The sequence below is a fragment of the Sphingopyxis panaciterrae genome, assembly GCF_011762125.1.
Taxonomy (GTDB): domain Bacteria; phylum Pseudomonadota; class Alphaproteobacteria; order Sphingomonadales; family Sphingomonadaceae; genus Sphingopyxis; species Sphingopyxis panaciterrae.
In genome coordinates this window covers 399,367-413,332 of the sequence record NZ_JAASQN010000004.1, presented here as the reverse complement: position 1 = coordinate 413,332, position 13,966 = coordinate 399,367, and the positions used below count along the sequence as shown (strand labels likewise).

The 13,966-nt window shown below is 65.5% G+C and carries 16 protein-coding genes and 1 tRNA gene; 11 read left to right on the top strand and 6 right to left on the bottom strand.

All coding sequences use genetic code 11. From position 1 onward, the window contains the following. Positions 1-162: 162 nt before the first annotated feature. Both aroB and FHR22_RS16095 read right to left on the bottom strand, forming a co-directional pair. Positions 163-1,257, bottom strand: coding sequence for a 3-dehydroquinate synthase (gene aroB / locus FHR22_RS16100; RefSeq protein ID WP_166944643.1), 1,095 nt, complete (start codon positions 1,255-1,257; stop codon positions 163-165). After that, the gene (locus FHR22_RS16095) at positions 1,245-1,820 is read right to left on the bottom strand and encodes a shikimate kinase (RefSeq protein ID WP_166944641.1); all 576 of its coding nucleotides are present in this window, start codon (positions 1,818-1,820) and stop codon (positions 1,245-1,247) included. Before FHR22_RS16095 ends, aroB begins: the two co-directional genes overlap by 13 nt. A gap of 75 nt (positions 1,821-1,895) precedes the next feature. On the opposite strand from FHR22_RS16095, the gene FHR22_RS16090 reads away from it, so the two are divergent. The 5 genes from FHR22_RS16090 to FHR22_RS16070 all read left to right on the top strand — a co-directional run bounded on the left by FHR22_RS16090 (position 1,896) and on the right by FHR22_RS16070 (position 7,615). After that, positions 1,896-2,066, top strand: a complete 171-nt coding sequence (locus FHR22_RS16090) for a hypothetical protein (protein ID WP_166944639.1) — start codon at positions 1,896-1,898, stop codon at positions 2,064-2,066. Continuing rightward, positions 2,063-3,877 carry a hypothetical protein gene (locus tag FHR22_RS16085; protein WP_166944637.1) on the top strand — a complete coding sequence of 605 codons (1,815 nt, stop codon included), beginning with the start codon at positions 2,063-2,065 and terminating at the stop codon, positions 3,875-3,877. The genes FHR22_RS16090 and FHR22_RS16085 overlap by 4 nt, the downstream gene beginning before the upstream one ends. A gap of 196 nt (positions 3,878-4,073) precedes the next feature. Continuing rightward, on the top strand, positions 4,074-5,003 hold the full coding sequence (locus FHR22_RS16080; protein ID WP_166944635.1) for a tyrosine recombinase: 930 nt from the start codon (positions 4,074-4,076) through the stop codon (positions 5,001-5,003). 10 nt (positions 5,004-5,013) lie between these two features. Further along, a complete protein-coding gene (locus FHR22_RS16075; protein ID WP_166944633.1) occupies positions 5,014-5,961 on the top strand; it encodes an acetyl-CoA carboxylase carboxyltransferase subunit alpha in 948 nt (315 codons plus the stop codon). Positions 5,962-6,106: 145 nt separating this feature from the next. Continuing rightward, positions 6,107-7,615 carry a M48 family metalloprotease gene (locus FHR22_RS16070; RefSeq protein WP_425057458.1) on the top strand — a complete coding sequence of 503 codons (1,509 nt, stop codon included), beginning with the start codon at positions 6,107-6,109 and terminating at the stop codon, positions 7,613-7,615. A gap of 95 nt (positions 7,616-7,710) precedes the next feature. Here the strand turns inward: FHR22_RS16070 and FHR22_RS16065 are convergent, their stop codons facing one another. Continuing rightward, positions 7,711-7,899 carry a Flp family type IVb pilin gene (locus tag FHR22_RS16065; protein WP_166944631.1) on the bottom strand — a complete coding sequence of 63 codons (189 nt, stop codon included), beginning with the start codon at positions 7,897-7,899 and terminating at the stop codon, positions 7,711-7,713. A gap of 137 nt (positions 7,900-8,036) precedes the next feature. Then, positions 8,037-8,216, bottom strand: a complete 180-nt coding sequence (locus FHR22_RS16060; protein WP_166944629.1) for a Flp family type IVb pilin — start codon at positions 8,214-8,216, stop codon at positions 8,037-8,039. 94 nt (positions 8,217-8,310) lie between these two features. On the opposite strand from FHR22_RS16060, the gene FHR22_RS16055 reads away from it, so the two are divergent. Beyond that, positions 8,311-8,712, top strand: coding sequence for a (deoxy)nucleoside triphosphate pyrophosphohydrolase (locus FHR22_RS16055; protein ID WP_166944627.1), 402 nt, complete (start codon positions 8,311-8,313; stop codon positions 8,710-8,712). Here the strand turns inward: FHR22_RS16055 and FHR22_RS16050 are convergent. Then, positions 8,709-9,587 (bottom strand): methyltransferase domain-containing protein, encoded by an 879-nt coding sequence (locus FHR22_RS16050; protein ID WP_341786641.1) that lies wholly within the window; start codon positions 9,585-9,587, stop codon positions 8,709-8,711. The genes FHR22_RS16055 and FHR22_RS16050 overlap by 4 nt on opposite strands. Positions 9,588-9,608: 21 nt before the next feature. Between FHR22_RS16050 and FHR22_RS16045 the strand changes: the two genes are divergently transcribed. From FHR22_RS16045 to FHR22_RS16030, 4 genes are all read left to right on the top strand, one after another. Continuing rightward, the gene (locus FHR22_RS16045; protein WP_166944625.1) at positions 9,609-10,460 is read left to right on the top strand and encodes a double zinc ribbon domain-containing protein; all 852 of its coding nucleotides are present in this window, start codon (positions 9,609-9,611) and stop codon (positions 10,458-10,460) included. Between the two features lie 4 nt (positions 10,461-10,464). After that, positions 10,465-10,725, top strand: a complete 261-nt coding sequence (grxC, locus tag FHR22_RS16040) for a glutaredoxin 3 (RefSeq protein ID WP_166944623.1) — start codon at positions 10,465-10,467, stop codon at positions 10,723-10,725. 3 nt (positions 10,726-10,728) lie between these two features. Next, the gene (locus FHR22_RS16035; RefSeq protein WP_166944621.1) at positions 10,729-11,199 is read left to right on the top strand and encodes a DUF1178 family protein; all 471 of its coding nucleotides are present in this window, start codon (positions 10,729-10,731) and stop codon (positions 11,197-11,199) included. Positions 11,200-11,265: 66 nt separating this feature from the next. Beyond that, a tRNA-Arg gene (locus FHR22_RS16030) sits at positions 11,266-11,342 on the top strand. On the opposite strand, the gene FHR22_RS16025 is transcribed toward FHR22_RS16030, so the two are convergent. Continuing rightward, positions 11,301-12,854 (bottom strand): recombinase family protein, encoded by a 1,554-nt coding sequence (locus FHR22_RS16025; protein ID WP_341786648.1) that lies wholly within the window; start codon positions 12,852-12,854, stop codon positions 11,301-11,303. The genes FHR22_RS16030 and FHR22_RS16025 overlap by 42 nt on opposite strands. Between FHR22_RS16025 and FHR22_RS16020 the strand changes: the two genes are divergently transcribed. Further along, entirely contained in the window at positions 12,827-13,942 is a 1,116-nt protein-coding gene (locus FHR22_RS16020) for a recombinase family protein (protein ID WP_166944619.1), read from the top strand. The two genes, FHR22_RS16025 and FHR22_RS16020, sit on opposite strands and share 28 nt — an antisense overlap. Positions 13,943-13,966 lie beyond the last annotated feature (24 nt).

The window sequence follows — 13,966 nt, the reverse complement described above, 5'->3', positions numbered from 1 at the left end:
CGTTTCCTGCCCTCCTTCGTCATCCCGGGCTTGATCCGGGATCCCGCTTTTTTTTGGACGCACCGGCAGTTTCGGCATCAAGCGGGACCCCGGATCAAGTCCGGGGTGACGACGAAAGGAAGATCAGCAACCAGCCGTTCCCGGCGCGCGGGCTTCCGCCCTTCAGCGATCGAGAAACGCCGCCACCGCATCGAGGCCATAGTCCTCGGTGACAAAGCTTTGCCCGATGCCGCGCGTCAGGATCAGCGGCAGCCTGCCGCCGCGCACCTTCTTGTCGTGCGCCATATGACCCGCGAGCACCGCGCCGCCGGTGTTGATCCCGGCGCTGGCAAGGCTGTGGGGCAGGTCGACGCTTGCCAGATGATCGCGCACGCGATCGGCATCCTCGGCGGGGCAAAGGCCGTTCGCGGCCGAAAACTGATGCGCGAGCACCATGCCCGCCGCGACCGCTTCGCCGTGGAGCAGCCGGTCCGAATAGCCGGTTTCGGCCTCCAGCGCGTGGCCAAAGCTGTGGCCGAGGTTGAGCAGGGCGCGGATGTCCTGCGTTTCGCGCTCGTCGGCGGCGACGATGCGCGCCTTGGCGGCGACGCTGTGGGCGATCGCCTTGTGGCGCGCGGCGCTGTCGCCGGCGAGCAGCGCGGCGCCATGTTCCTCGCACCAGGCGAAAAAGGCGGCGTCGTCGATCAGGCCATATTTGACGACCTCGGCATAGCCGGCGCCGAGTTCGCGGCGCGGCAGCGTTTCGAGCGTCGTCGGATCGATGACGACGAGCGCGGGTTGATGGAAGGCACCGATGAGGTTCTTGCCCGCGGGCACGTTGATCGCGGTCTTGCCGCCGACGCTGCTGTCGACCTGTGCCAGCAAGGTGGTCGGCACCTGAACGAAGTGGCAGCCGCGCTTGACGATGCTGCACGCGAAGCCGACGAGGTCGCCGATCACGCCGCCGCCCAGCGCGATGACATGATCGCTGCGCTCGACGCCTTCGCCGATCAGCCAGTCGGTGAGGCGAGCAAGGCCGGCCCAGCTTTTCGTGCCCTCGCCGGGATCGAGGACGAAGGAGGAAAAGGAAATTCCTTCACGGCCGAGCGCGGCGCCGACGCGCGTCAGATAGTGGGGGGCGATATGGGCGTCTGTGACGATCATCGTCCTTGGGCGCTTCAGGAGCGGCGCGACATGGCGGCCGATGTCGGCGAGCAGCCCGTCGCCGATCAGGATCGGATAGCTGCGGCTGCCGAGGTCGACGCTTAGCTGTTCCATTGCGAGAGAGCCTCCATGATGGCGCGCACCGTATGGTCGTGCGGTGTGCTGGCCGAACTGATGCGCACATGCGCCTCGGCATAGACGGGGTTGCGGATCGCGGCGAGTTCGCGGAGCACTTCGCCCGCGTCGCGATCTTTCAGGAGCGGGCGATGGCTGCGGCGCCCGACGCGATCGACGAGCGTCGGAATGTCGGCGTCGAGCCAGATGCAAAGGCTGCCCGCGAGGATCAGCGCGCGCGTTTCGTCGTTGATGAAGGCGCCGCCGCCGGTCGCGAGCACCAGCGGCTTGCCGGTCAGCAGCCGCTGGATCACCCGCCGTTCGCCGTCGCGAAAATGTGCCTCGCCGAAGCGCGCGAAAATGTCCGAGATCGTCATCCCCGCCGCGCGTTCGATTTCATCGTCGGCGTCGGCAAAGCGCATGCCGAGCCGCTGCGCCAGCCGGCGCCCGATCGTCGATTTCCCCGACCCCATCAGCCCGACGAGCACGATCGACCGTTCGCGGATCGACGCGCGGGTCGCCTTTGTGCTGGTCGGGGCCGGGCTTTTCGGGTTTCGCGACATGATGCGCGCGGCTATACCGCCCGAACCGGGCGGGACAATGGTTTTCGCCCTGCGACGAATAGTGGGCATGGGATATTGCGCGCGAAGGGCAGATCGGGAAAAGGCCGCTGGATTGCACGCGCGATCGTGCTGGGCCTGCTATTGATGGCCTTCTGGCTGTTCCTGCTGTTTCTGGGCCGGCCGATCGAGCCCAAGACGATTGAGGTGGACGTGACCGACAAGATTGCCGAAAGCGCTTCGCGATGAAGAAGATAATCCTATCGCTGACGCTGGGCCTGTCGGGCACCGCCATGGCCGCGGCGCTGGTCCTCCCCGCGCTGGCACAGGAATCGCTGCTCCCCGAAGGGTTCGGCAATCCCGCCGAGACCCCCGCACCGCGCCCGTCGCCGACGCCCTCGCCCAGCGCGGCGCCGACGCCGAAAGCCACACCGAAAGCCATTACGATCGCCCCGCCGGTCACGCCCACCGTCGCCAGCAGCGCCGCGAGCGATGCCGATGACACGGAAAGCGGCGAAGAAGGCGAAGAGGTTGCACCCGGCACGCTGAAATATGACCTGCCGCCCGGCGCGCGCCGGCTGCTGACGCGCATTGGGCCGCTGACCCCTGAAACGGGCGGGCTGGCACCCGATGCGTTCGGCGTGCGCGGGCAATATGCCGCCGCGATCATGCGCAATACGCGCGGCGACCTGGCGTCGCGCTGGGGACAGATCTTGCTACGGCGGTCGCTGACTTCGGCAATCGACACGCCCGAAACGATCAACGGCGCCGACCTGGCGGCCGAGCGCGCCGCGCTGCTGCTCCGCATGGGCGAATCGATTGCGGCGCGCTGGATCGTCCAGTCGGTCGATTATGACCGCGCGAGCCCGCGCCTCGTTTCGGTCGCGCAGCAGGCGTTTCTCGCCAACGCCGATCCGGCGGGCATGTGTGCCTATGTTCCCGCCGGCCTTGCGCATGGCGACGAACAGGCATGGCGGCTCGCCGCTGCGATCTGCGCCGGCCTGTCGGGCGAAGCCGGCCCCGCCGGCTGGGCGATCAGCCGGGTGCGGTCGAGCGGGAAAATCTCCAACTTCGACATATTGCTCGCCGAGCGCGTGCTCGGCGCCACTGGTGCGGGACGCCGGTCGACGACGATCGAGTGGGACAAGGTCGACCGGCTGACCAGCTGGCGCTTTGGCCTGGCGACCGCGACGGCAATTCCGATTCCCGAGCCGCTCCGCGCGTCGGAACCCGCCTATATGCGCGGCTGGACGGTGCTGGCGCCGATGACCGACATGGCGCAGCGCGTCGCTGCGGCGCCTGACGCCGCGGCGCGCGGCGTGCTGTCGAGCGAAGCCTATGTCTCACTGCTCAGCGCCGCCGCGGGCGAGGAAGAGCCGGGCGAAGCGCTCGCGACGCAGACCGATGCGCTGCGAGGCGCCTACGGCGCGGCGAGCGGGGCCGAGCGTTACGGCGCGATGCAGGGGTTGTGGGGCGCCGACGCGAATACACCGCAGCGCTATGCCGCGATGGTCGCGACCGCGCGCGCCGCCGCGGCGCTGCCGATGAACACCGAGGTCGGCGACGATCCGTGGCAATTGGTCGGATCGATGTTCGCGGGCGGATACGACCATAACGCGATCGACTGGGTGCCCAGCGTTTCGGTCGGCAGCCACGCATGGGGCGTGCTCGCGGTCGGCTCGCCGCGCCCGCTCAGCGGCATGAGCGCGGGCGCGATCGGCAATTTTGCCGGCGACGACAGCAGTGCCGAATCGCTGCGCTCGAAATTCCTGCTGGCCGGCCTGGCTGGCCTGGGACGCATCGACGCCAGCGGCGCCGCGTCGGCGGCGAGCGATCTGGGCGTCGACCTCGGCAAGCAGACGCGCTGGTCGCGGGCGATCATGGCGGCGGCCGAACGGCGCGAGCCGGGGATGGTCGCGCTGCTCGCGGCGGCGGGGATGCAGGGCGACTGGTCCAAGGTGCCGCCCTATCATCTTTATTATATCGTCCGCGCGCTGCGCGAAGTGGGGCTTGGCTCCGAAGCGCGGATGATCGCCGCCGAAGCGGTGGTGCGTGTCTGAGTTTGCAGGTCCGGTCCCATATTGCGGCCTGCTGTGATAGGGCGTCCGAAAAGTTGCGTGTTCCCGCGAAGGCGGGGATCCATCTCCGGACAGTTCAAAATGACACCGGCAGATGCTGGGTTCCGGCCTTCGCGCGAACACACGACCTTTGCCGTGGCGACAGGACGCAAGCCAATGACAAGGCCGGATTTGTGCCATGTCTGACGGCGCCCTGATCGACCGCTTTCTGGAGATGATGGCGGCCGAGCGCGGCGCTTCGCGCAACACGCTCGCCGCTTATCGGCGCGATCTCGATCAGGCGGCCGAGTGGATCACGGGCGGGCTGGCGGATGCCGACGTCGCCGCGCTTCGGAAACTGATGGCTGATTATCAATCGCTTGCGGCGAGCAGCGCGGCGCGGAAATTGTCGGCGCTGCGCCAGTTTTTCGCGTTTCTGCTCGACGAGGGGGAGCGCGCCGATAATCCCGCCCTCGACATTGCACGCCCGGCAACGCAGCGTCCGCTGCCGCGCATCCTGACGCACGAGGATGTCGAGCGGCTGTTCGCGCAGGCGGTCGAAGAGGCGGCGGGCGAGGTGCCGCCGGCCGCGGCGGTGCGCATGCTGTTGCTGCTCGAACTGCTCTATGGCTCCGGGCTGCGCGCGAGCGAACTGGTGTCGCTGCCGCGCCGCGCGATGGCGGGCGGGCGCGAATTTCTGATCGTGCGCGGCAAGGGCGACAAGGAACGGCTGGTGCCGTTGTCCGGACGCGCGCGGGACGTACTGGATCGCTGGACGCCGCTGCTCGCCGACGGTTCGCCCTGGCTCTTTCCATCGGGCAAGGCGCATATCTCGCGCGTGCGGCTGTTCCAGATGCTGCGCGGGCTTGCGGGCCGCGCCGGGATCGACCCCGCGGCGATCAGCCCGCACGTGCTGCGCCATGCCTTTGCGACGCACCTGCTGGAAGGCGGGGCGGATCTTCGCGCGCTGCAACTGATGCTTGGCCATGCCGATATCGCGACGACCGAGATTTACACGCACGTCGACAGCCGCCGTCTCGTCGAACTGGTGAACAAGCGGCATCCGCTGGCGCATATGGATGCCGGGCGCACCGCGCCAGACGTTGACGTTGCGACGCCATCGGCTTAGCGGTCCGACGATGACAGCCTTTCTGGACTTCGAAAAACAGGTCGCGGCGCTCGATCGCCAGATTGCCGAATTGCGCGAGATGGGCGACGATCCGACGCTCAATATCGACGGCGACATCGCGCGATTGGAGGCCAAGTCCTCGAAATTGCTGCGTGAAATCTATGCCAAGCTGACGCCGTGGCAAAAGACGCAGGTCGCGCGCCACCCCGACCGGCCGCATTTCAAACATTATGTCGCGGGGCTGTTCGACGACTGGATGCCGCTGGCGGGCGACCGCAATTTCGGTGACGATCAGGCGATCCTCGGCGGGCTTGCGCGCTTTCGCGGCCGGCGCGTGATGGTGATCGGGCATGAGAAGGGCGACGATATCCCGTCGCGCATGAAGCATAATTTCGGGATGGCGAAGCCCGAGGGCTATCGCAAGGCGATCCGCCTGATGCAGCTTGCCGACCGTTTCGGGCTGCCGGTGGTGACGCTGGTCGACACCTCGGGCGCGTTTCCGGGCATCCAGGCCGAAGAACGCGGGCAGGCCGAAGCGATCGCGCGGTCGACTGAACAATGTCTGGCGCTGGGCGTGCCGATGATCGCGGCGGTCGTCGGCGAAGGCGGGTCGGGCGGTGCCATTGCGCTGGCGGCGGCGAACCGCGTGCTGATGTTCGAACATGCCGTCTATTCGGTCATTTCGCCCGAGGGCTGCGCGTCGATCCTGTGGCGCACGTCGGACAAGGCGGCCGATGCCGCGGCGGCGATGAAGATGTCGGCCGAGGATCTGCTGGCGATGAAGGTCATCGACCGCATCGTTCCCGAGCCCGTCGGCGGGGCGCACCGCGCGCCCGAAGTGGCGATCGCTTCGCTGGGCGACGCGATCGATCAGGAACTGGGCGCGCTGGCCGGGCTGCCGCGCGATACATTGCTTGCCGCGCGCGAGGAAAAATTCCTTGCCATGGGCCGCGCCTGATCCCGGAACCTGATCCACGCCTTTGGCGTTATTTTTGCGAGATATGGGCAAGCCCCGGTTCGGTCGCGGCTTGCCTTGTCATGATCAGAGGATATTCCTGAAAACGGAATATGCTTGGCAATCAAACCATAAGGGAGGCGCACCGATGATCCGCAAGACGATGACCGCTTTGGCCATCACACTGGCCGCCGGCATGGTGATGGGACAGGGCGGGGTCAATGCGCCCGCCGACGCCAAGACCAAGGCGATCCGGACGGCGACGAGCATTTCCGCCAGTGATCGCAAGCAGGGGCAGGATGCGCATCCGCAGCTGATGGAGGAGTTCGGCGGCGCCTATGCGGGGCAGCAGGCGAGCTATGTCAATCGCATCGGACAGAATATCGCGGTCCAGTCCGGTCTGTCGCGCAGCCCCAGCGATTTCACCGTGACCTTGCTCAATTCGCCGGTGAACAACGCCTTCGCGATCCCCGGCGGCTATGTCTATGTGACGCGCCAGCTGATGGCGCTGATGAACGACGAGGCCGAACTGGCGGGCGTGCTGGGGCATGAGGTCGGGCATGTCGCGGCGCAGCACAGCAAGAAACGGCAGTCGGCGGCGACGCGCAATGCGATTCTCGGCGTGCTGGCGCAGGTGGTCGGCGGGGCGATCGGTGACAATGGCGGGCTGCTCGGCGGCCTGGGCGGGTTGATCCAGAATAATGCGATGCAGGTCGCGCAATATGCGACGCTGGGCTTTTCGCGCAGCCAGGAGCTCGAGGCGGATCAGCTTGGCGTCCAATATCTGCGCAGCGCCGGTTATGATCCGCTGGCGCTGTCGACGATGCTCGCGAGCCTTGCCAACCAGACGAATCTGGAAGCGCGGCTGTCGGGCGGCGATGCGCGCGCGCTTCCCGAATGGGCGAGCACCCACCCCGATCCAGCCTCGCGCGTCCGCAACGCCGAGGCGCTGGCGAGCCGCGCGGGCACGGGCGGGGTGCGCAACGCCGACGCTTTCCTGACGTCGGTCGACGGCGTGCTCTATGGCGACGATCCCAAACAGGGCGTGGTCGAGGGCAATGAATTCCTGCACCCCGATTTCAAGCTGAAGTTCGCGGTGCCGAATGGTTATGGCATGCAGAATGGCGCGAGCGCGGTGTCGGTCAGCGGCAACGGCGGGCAGGCGCAATTTTCGACCGGCGCCTATCATGGCGACATGAACGCCTATATCGCGGCGGTGTTCAAATCGGTCGCAGGGAATGCGTCGATCAGCCCGGGCAATCTTCAGCGGACGACGGTGAACGGCATTCCGGCCACTTATGCGGTCGCGCGCGCGAACACCCAGTCGGGGCAGGTCGATGTGACCGTCTTCGCGTATGAATTTTCGAAAACTCAGGCCTTTCACTTCGTCGCGCTGACCAAGGCAGGCGGCGCCGGGGTGTTCAATCCGATGTTCAACAGCGTCCGGCGGCTGAACACGGCCGAGGCGGCGGCGATCAAACCACGGCGGATCGATGTCGTGACGGTCGGCCGCGCCGACACGGTGGCGGGCCTTGCGAAGCGGATGGCGTACAGCAATTATCAGTCGGAGCGCTTCCAGGTGCTCAACCGGCTGTCCGCAACCAGCCGCCTGACGCCGGGACAGAAGGTCAAGCTGGTCGTCTACGCCAGCCGCTAGGGCATCCGGCGGACACGAAAAAGGGCGGTGGATCGCTCCACCGCCCTTTCCGATCCTCGCTCTCTGGCTACGTCTGGTAGCGAGAGGAAAAGCGATTAATTCGTCGTCTTAACCTTATTCGCCGCCTGCAGTTCGGTGTCGACCTTGGTAAAGGTGCCGCTGACGGTGCTGCCGACCGAACGGAAGGCGGCGATGCCGGCGACGGCGATGAGAGCTGCGATCAGGCCATATTCGATGGCGGTGGCGGCTTTTTCGTTGCGAATGAACTTCTTGAAAAACTTCATGTCTGGTCTCCTGACAAATCACTTACCCTGTTGACGGTCTGGTCGTAGTCAACATGTCTCGATCTACGGAGAATTGGTTTTAAAAGGCTTAATGTCGAAAAGCGTGTTGCGCGGCCGGCTGTCCCAAAACTGAACGGTCACTGCCCCTTGGTCGCTTTGTCGGATGTTTGTGAAACAAAAGTCCACATCCCGCGGGTCTCGGCGGCAACGCCGCTGACCGCGGCAATGATGGCAACGAAGATCAGCGCGAGTATCAACCCATATTCGATGGCTGTTGCGGCCCTGGTCGACCGCATCAGCTCGGAAATTTTGCTCATTGTTCCGCCCCTAACTGCAGTTATAGTTCCGCAAGGGTGCCGAAGATCGCACAGGAGGGTTAATAATTTGGCTGCGCCGATCACCGGGAATCCCATGGAAAACTGTCTTCTCGTGGTCGCGGCGGCGCTCATCGACCGCGACGGCCGCCTGCTCGTCCAGCAGCGGCCCGAGGGTGGTTCGATGGCGGGATTGTGGGAGTTTCCTGGCGGCAAGGTCGAACCGGGCGAAACCCCCGAACAGGCGCTGATCCGCGAGCTTGGCGAAGAACTGGCGATCGACGTCGACCACGCCTGCCTGGCGCCCGCCTGTTTCGCCAGCGATACGCTGGGCGACCGGCATCTGCTGTTGCTGCTTTATGTTTGCCGCAAATGGCGCGGCACACCGGTCGCGCAGCACGCCAGCGCGCTACGCTGGGTCCGGCCGGTCGAGCTTCATGGCCTTGCCATGCCGCCGGCCGACAAACCGCTGATCGGGCTGCTCGAAGCGCTGGTCTAAATCTTCGGTTTCAGCGCTTCGGCGAGCGAGGCGGTGCCGCTGCCGCGCCGTGCCGGCTTTGGTTGGTCGGGGTGCGGGGCCCAGCCGCTGAAATAGATGAGGCGGAACGTCTCGGCGATTCGGCCGTCGGGATCGGCTTCGCCCGCGAAGGCGGCGGCGATGCGGGCGGCTTCTTCGCGTGTCAGCGGCGGCGGAGCCGGGGCAAGCCGGCTCGACAGCCCGGCCGCGCGCAGGTCGCGGACAAGGCTGAACCAGTCGCCATAGCGGACGGTCAGCGTATCGACATCGACGACGGGGAGGGTGAAGCCGGTGCGCTGGAGCAGATTGCCCATCGCCGCCAGGTCGATCTGTGGATGCAGCCGTGCGATCGTACGCACGCCATCGGCCATCATCGCGCGGCGCAGGCGCGGCAGGCTGCCGTCGCCCGTGAAAGCACCGAGCAGCAGGCCGTCGGGGGCGAGCAGCGCGCGCAGGCGGATGAGCGCGCCGGGCACGTCGTTGACGCTGTCGAGCCCGCCTGGCCAGACGATGAGGTCGAAGCTGCCGAAGGGCATGTCGACGCCGTCCGCCTCGCCCGCGACGGCGCCCGTGCGGGCGGCGAGGCGCGGTCCCGCCTCGAGCAGGGTCAGCGTCGTGCCAAGTTCGCGCAGATGCGCAGCCAAGGCTTCGTCACGCGCACCGATCAGCAGGATCCGGTCGAAGCGGCGCGTGACCATGGCGAGGCGGTCGAGCAAGGTTTCGGTGACGATCGGCGCGATAAAATCGGCATCGCCAGGCAGGCCGGCCATGCGATCGCGCTGGGCGCGATGGCGAGCGGGGGAGAAGAGCGGGGATTGCGACATGCGGCGCTTGTGCCGCCCAAGGCGTTGGTTCACAAGTCCGCTATGGGGCCAGGCATGGGGGATATTGCAGAGGACCGGGCGGCGGTGGGAAACATCGGCCGCGGTTTGCGCCATATCGCGCGCGCAGTCGTCGATTATGCCTTGCCGCCGCGCTGCCCCGGGTGCGGGAGCATCGTCGATGACGACCGCCAGTTTTGCCTGAGCTGCTGGTCCTCGCTGCACTTTCTCGACGGTCCGGCGTGCGCGCGATGCTCGATCCCGCTGCCGACCGCCCTGCCGGGCGGACCGGTGACCTGCGGCGCGTGCCTTGCGGCGGCGGCGCCCTTCGATGGTGCGCCGGCCGCGGTCGCTTATGGACCCGTCGCGCGGACTGTCGCATTGCGGCTCAAATATGGGCGGCGAACGGGGCACGCGCGGCTGATGGCGCAATTGATGGCGCGCCGGCTGGCGGCGCTGGCGGGGGACGCGCCGATATTGCTTGTCCCGATCCCGCTGCACCGCTGGCGGCTCTGGTCGCGCGGGTTCAATCAGGCCGCGCTGATCGCCGCCGAACTGACGCGGCTTGCCGGCATTCCGCACGACCATCACCTGCTGCTCCGGACGAGGGCGACCAAGATGCTGCGCGGGCAGGGACGGCGCGAGCGCGAACGGATCGTTGCGGGCGCTTTCGGGCTGGCAGCGGGAGCGAAGGAAAAGGCGGCGGGCCGCCACCTCGTGCTGATCGACGACGTCCACGCGAGCGGCGCGACCCTGCGCGCGGCCGCACGGGCATTGCGGCGGAGCGGCGCGGCGCGCATATCCGCGCTCACCTGGGCGCGCGTCGTCCCGGATGCATTGATGACGAGCAACATATTTGACTTTGCGCGCGTTGATTCCGATATGTTCGATGAAAGGATGACAGGATAGCCGCATGGCAAAGATCGAAATCTTTACCAAATTCTTCTGCCCCTATTGCACGCGCGCGAAAGCGCTGTTCGATCGCAAGGGAGCGGATTATCAGGAAATCGACGTGACGATGGACCGCGCGGGTTTCGACGCGATGGTCGATCGTGCCGGCGGCGCGCGCACCGTGCCGCAAATCTTCATTGACGGAAAGCATGTCGGCGGCAGCGACGACCTGGCCGCGCTCGATGCGCGCGGCGGGCTCGACCCGCTGCTCGGCCCGGCCTGACCCTTGATCGTCTTCGATCTTTGCTGCGCGGCCGGTGCCCACCGGTTCGAAGCCTGGTTCGCGAGCAGCGACAGCTTTGCGGACCAGCAGGCGCGCGGTTTGATCGCCTGCCCGGTGTGCGGCGACAGCGAGGTCGCAAAAGCGATCATGGCACCGCGCGTCGGCGCGAAATCGAACCAGCAGATCAGCGTTGCCGCGAAACCCGTCGACGCGCCGGCGGCGGGGGAGCCTTCGCCTGAACTGGTGCGCAAGGTGATCGCCGAAATCGCCGCGAAGCAGGCCGAGATGCTGCCGCAATCGCGCTGGGTGGGCCGCGATTTTGCGAGCGCCGCACGTGCGATGCATGAGGGGCGTGCGAAAGAGGATTTGATCCACGGCCAGGCGTCGCCCGCCGAGGCGGAGGCGCTGCGCGACGACGGCATCGCGGCGATGCCGCTGCTAGTGCCCATCGTTCCGCCCGACGCGGTGAATTGACGCCGCGGCTAATTGGTCCGCACCGATTGACGCTTGGCGCCCCGCGCCGCTACACGGACCGCGCGTGCACCCGTAGCTCAGCAGGATAGAGCATCAGATTCCTAATCTGGGGGCCACAGGTTCGAATCCTGTCGGGTGCACCACTTCGGAACAAAGCTGGGCACTGCGCCCGGCTTTGTTTCGGCGGCTCCCGCGATCAGCGCTTCCAGCAGATTGCTTTTCGAGCCGATAATCCGAACCTCTCCGACATCGACCTCTACCCGCTGTGCAAGCGCGCGGACATGATCCCGGCGATAGCCGCCCTCTTCGATTCGCATCCGCCGCCGCGCGGTGGTGGCGAACTTCGCCAGCATCTCGGGCGCGACTGACTTTTGGCCCGCAGCTCCGAGCGCGGCGGTCACGCGCTCCGCATCGGCCTTGGCTTGATCGCGTGTCGCCTTTAGAGTTGCGATGCGCTCCTTGAGGTCCGGGTCGTCCACATCGGCAATCCCATTCTCGATTGCGTCAAAGAGCCGCTTTAGGCGCAGGTCGGTCTCGGTGGCTCGCTTGTTAAGGTCCGCCACATGGCTGCGCTTGCGGGTTGCCTGTTCCTGTCGCCGGTCCAGCACCGCAGACAGGATGGCTTCCAGCCGGTCGGGTTGGAGAAGCCGGTCCTCCAGATGCTTGGCTACCAGATCGTCGAGCTTCTCCATCGGTACCGTCATGCCAGCGCAGGCGGTCGCCCCCTGCCGTGCCTTCGTCGAACAGGCATAATAGCGATATCGGCCACCTTTGCCGGTACGGATGGTCATGGCGCCACCGCACTTCGCACAATGAATGAGGCCGGTAAGGAGGGTCGGGCCGCTCACGACGCGGGGCGGCATCTTCTTGGGATTGCGGGCCTGCAAGTGCGCCTGCACCCCCTCATAGGTCGCTTGATCGATGATCGGGGGCACATCGACCGCAACGGCCTCTGACCTCGGTTTAAGCTTCCTATCCTTCCCTCGGCGGTTGAACTCGTGACGTCCGGTATAGGTCGAGCGGGTCAGTATCTGGTGGACGGCACCAAGGCCCCAACGCCCGCCATCGCGGGTGCGAATGGACCTCTCGTTGAGCCACGCCGCGATTGCCTTGACCCCCATCGAGCCTGATATGCCATCGCCCTCTAGAGCTAGCCGGAAAATGGTTCGCACGGTCTCGGCATGGAAGGGGTCAATCTCCAACCGCTTCTTGACCTTGGCGCCGCGCTGCTCGGCTGCGACAACGCGGTAGCCGATCGGCGGCATCGATCCATTCCAGAAGCCTTGCCGAGCATTTTCGCGCATAGCACGCAGCACATGCTTGGCGGTCTCCTTCGACTGATACTCATCGAACAGCGCCATAATCTGGCGCATCATGACGTGCATGGGATCGTCGCCCATTTCCTGCGTGATGGAAACGAGCTTCACGCCATTCTTGGCGAGCTTGCGGATATAGAACTCCAACTCGAAATGATCACGGAAGAAGCGCGAAAAGCTGTGGACCACCACGAGGTCAAACGGCGCCGGTTTCGACGTTCCGGCCTCGATCAGCCGCTGGAACTCCGGGCGGCGGTCATTGGTCGCCGAGGCGCCCGATTCAACATAGGTGTCGACGACCTTCAAACCGCGTGCAGCGCACCAGCCTTCGCCCTGCACTAAAGCGGCTGCTCGCTGACGTACTGAGTGATGAGAGGCAATTTCGCGCCATTCTTGTTCTCGATGTCAGCCGATGGGGTCGTTTTCAAGACCTCGATCAAGCCGCGCACTACGAATATATGTGTCAGGAGGCGGGCGTAAACCGACAGCGACAGACGCAGTCGAACGGAAGCCGCTGGACCCACGCGACGGTGCGACGCACTTTGAGCAATCCCCTTTATGTCGGAGACTATGTATTTGGTCGCAAACGGAACAACCTTGGATTGGAGGTCGCCGTTCCGGAGACGGACTGGGTACGAACAAAGGTTCTCGATCCCATCATCCCCTTGGAAATGTTCGAGGCCGCGCAAACGAGGCTAGTCAATTGTCGCCAACTTTTCACGAACGAAGAGATTCTGGCTGGCATGTCGCGCTTGCTGGCGGAAAAAGGCGTTCTGACGCACAAAGTGATTGTTGAGTGTCACTACGTATCGTCTCCTGCTACGATAGTGCAGCGCTTCGGAAGCATGGTCGCCGCCTATCAGCGGATCGGTTATGATCCGCCGAAATATTACCCACCAAATCCGCAAGGGCGCCGCTACACGTCCGCCGAATTACTGGAGCGGCTTCGCACACTTCACGAGGATCAAGGGTTCCTCAGCGTGCGGTTGATCAACGACGATAACTCGCTGCCGTCATATAATTACATCTGCGCCCGCGTCGGCGGCATATCCAAAATTCTCGCAAAGATGGGCCTTCCTGTGACGGCGGAAGCGCAGAGGCTGGCGACGCTGAAGCGGACGCAGCGGGACGTGGTGGGAATGCCGGGGCGTTTCAAACCTCGACGACATCGTAATCCCGATGGGACACGAGTCACGAATGAGCAACTGGTCGACCACCTCAAACGCCTGCTGTCATTGCACGGCTATCTGACCACGGAGATCATCAGCGCGGATCCGTATTGCCCGGATCCGCAATTCTTCCGGCGACGACTGGGGAGTATGCCGAGAGCCTATGCCCTTGTCGGCTACGCAGGGTCGCGCAGAGAGATTGCCGTCGCCGCCCACGCCCGAAGTGCCGCGACCAAGAACACGAAGGCACAGCGCTGACCCGGAATATAGGGGGAGCACCGC

Coding starts and splice junctions, on each gene's coding strand:
- aroB (WP_166944643.1), bottom strand. CDS start 1,257: ATGGAACAGCTAAGCGTCGACCTCGGCAGCCGCAGCTATCCGATCCTG.
- FHR22_RS16095 (WP_166944641.1), bottom strand. CDS start 1,820: ATGTCGCGAAACCCGAAAAGCCCGGCCCCGACCAGCACAAAGGCGACC.
- FHR22_RS16085 (WP_166944637.1), top strand. CDS start 2,063: ATGAAGAAGATAATCCTATCGCTGACGCTGGGCCTGTCGGGCACCGCC.
- FHR22_RS16080 (WP_166944635.1), top strand. CDS start 4,074: ATGTCTGACGGCGCCCTGATCGACCGCTTTCTGGAGATGATGGCGGCC.
- FHR22_RS16075 (WP_166944633.1), top strand. CDS start 5,014: ATGACAGCCTTTCTGGACTTCGAAAAACAGGTCGCGGCGCTCGATCGC.
- FHR22_RS16070 (WP_425057458.1), top strand. CDS start 6,107: ATGATCCGCAAGACGATGACCGCTTTGGCCATCACACTGGCCGCCGGC.
- FHR22_RS16065 (WP_166944631.1), bottom strand. CDS start 7,899: ATGAAGTTTTTCAAGAAGTTCATTCGCAACGAAAAAGCCGCCACCGCC.
- FHR22_RS16060 (WP_166944629.1), bottom strand. CDS start 8,216: ATGAGCAAAATTTCCGAGCTGATGCGGTCGACCAGGGCCGCAACAGCC.
- FHR22_RS16055 (WP_166944627.1), top strand. CDS start 8,311: ATGGAAAACTGTCTTCTCGTGGTCGCGGCGGCGCTCATCGACCGCGAC.
- FHR22_RS16045 (WP_166944625.1), top strand. CDS start 9,609: ATGGGGGATATTGCAGAGGACCGGGCGGCGGTGGGAAACATCGGCCGC.
- grxC (WP_166944623.1), top strand. CDS start 10,465: ATGGCAAAGATCGAAATCTTTACCAAATTCTTCTGCCCCTATTGCACG.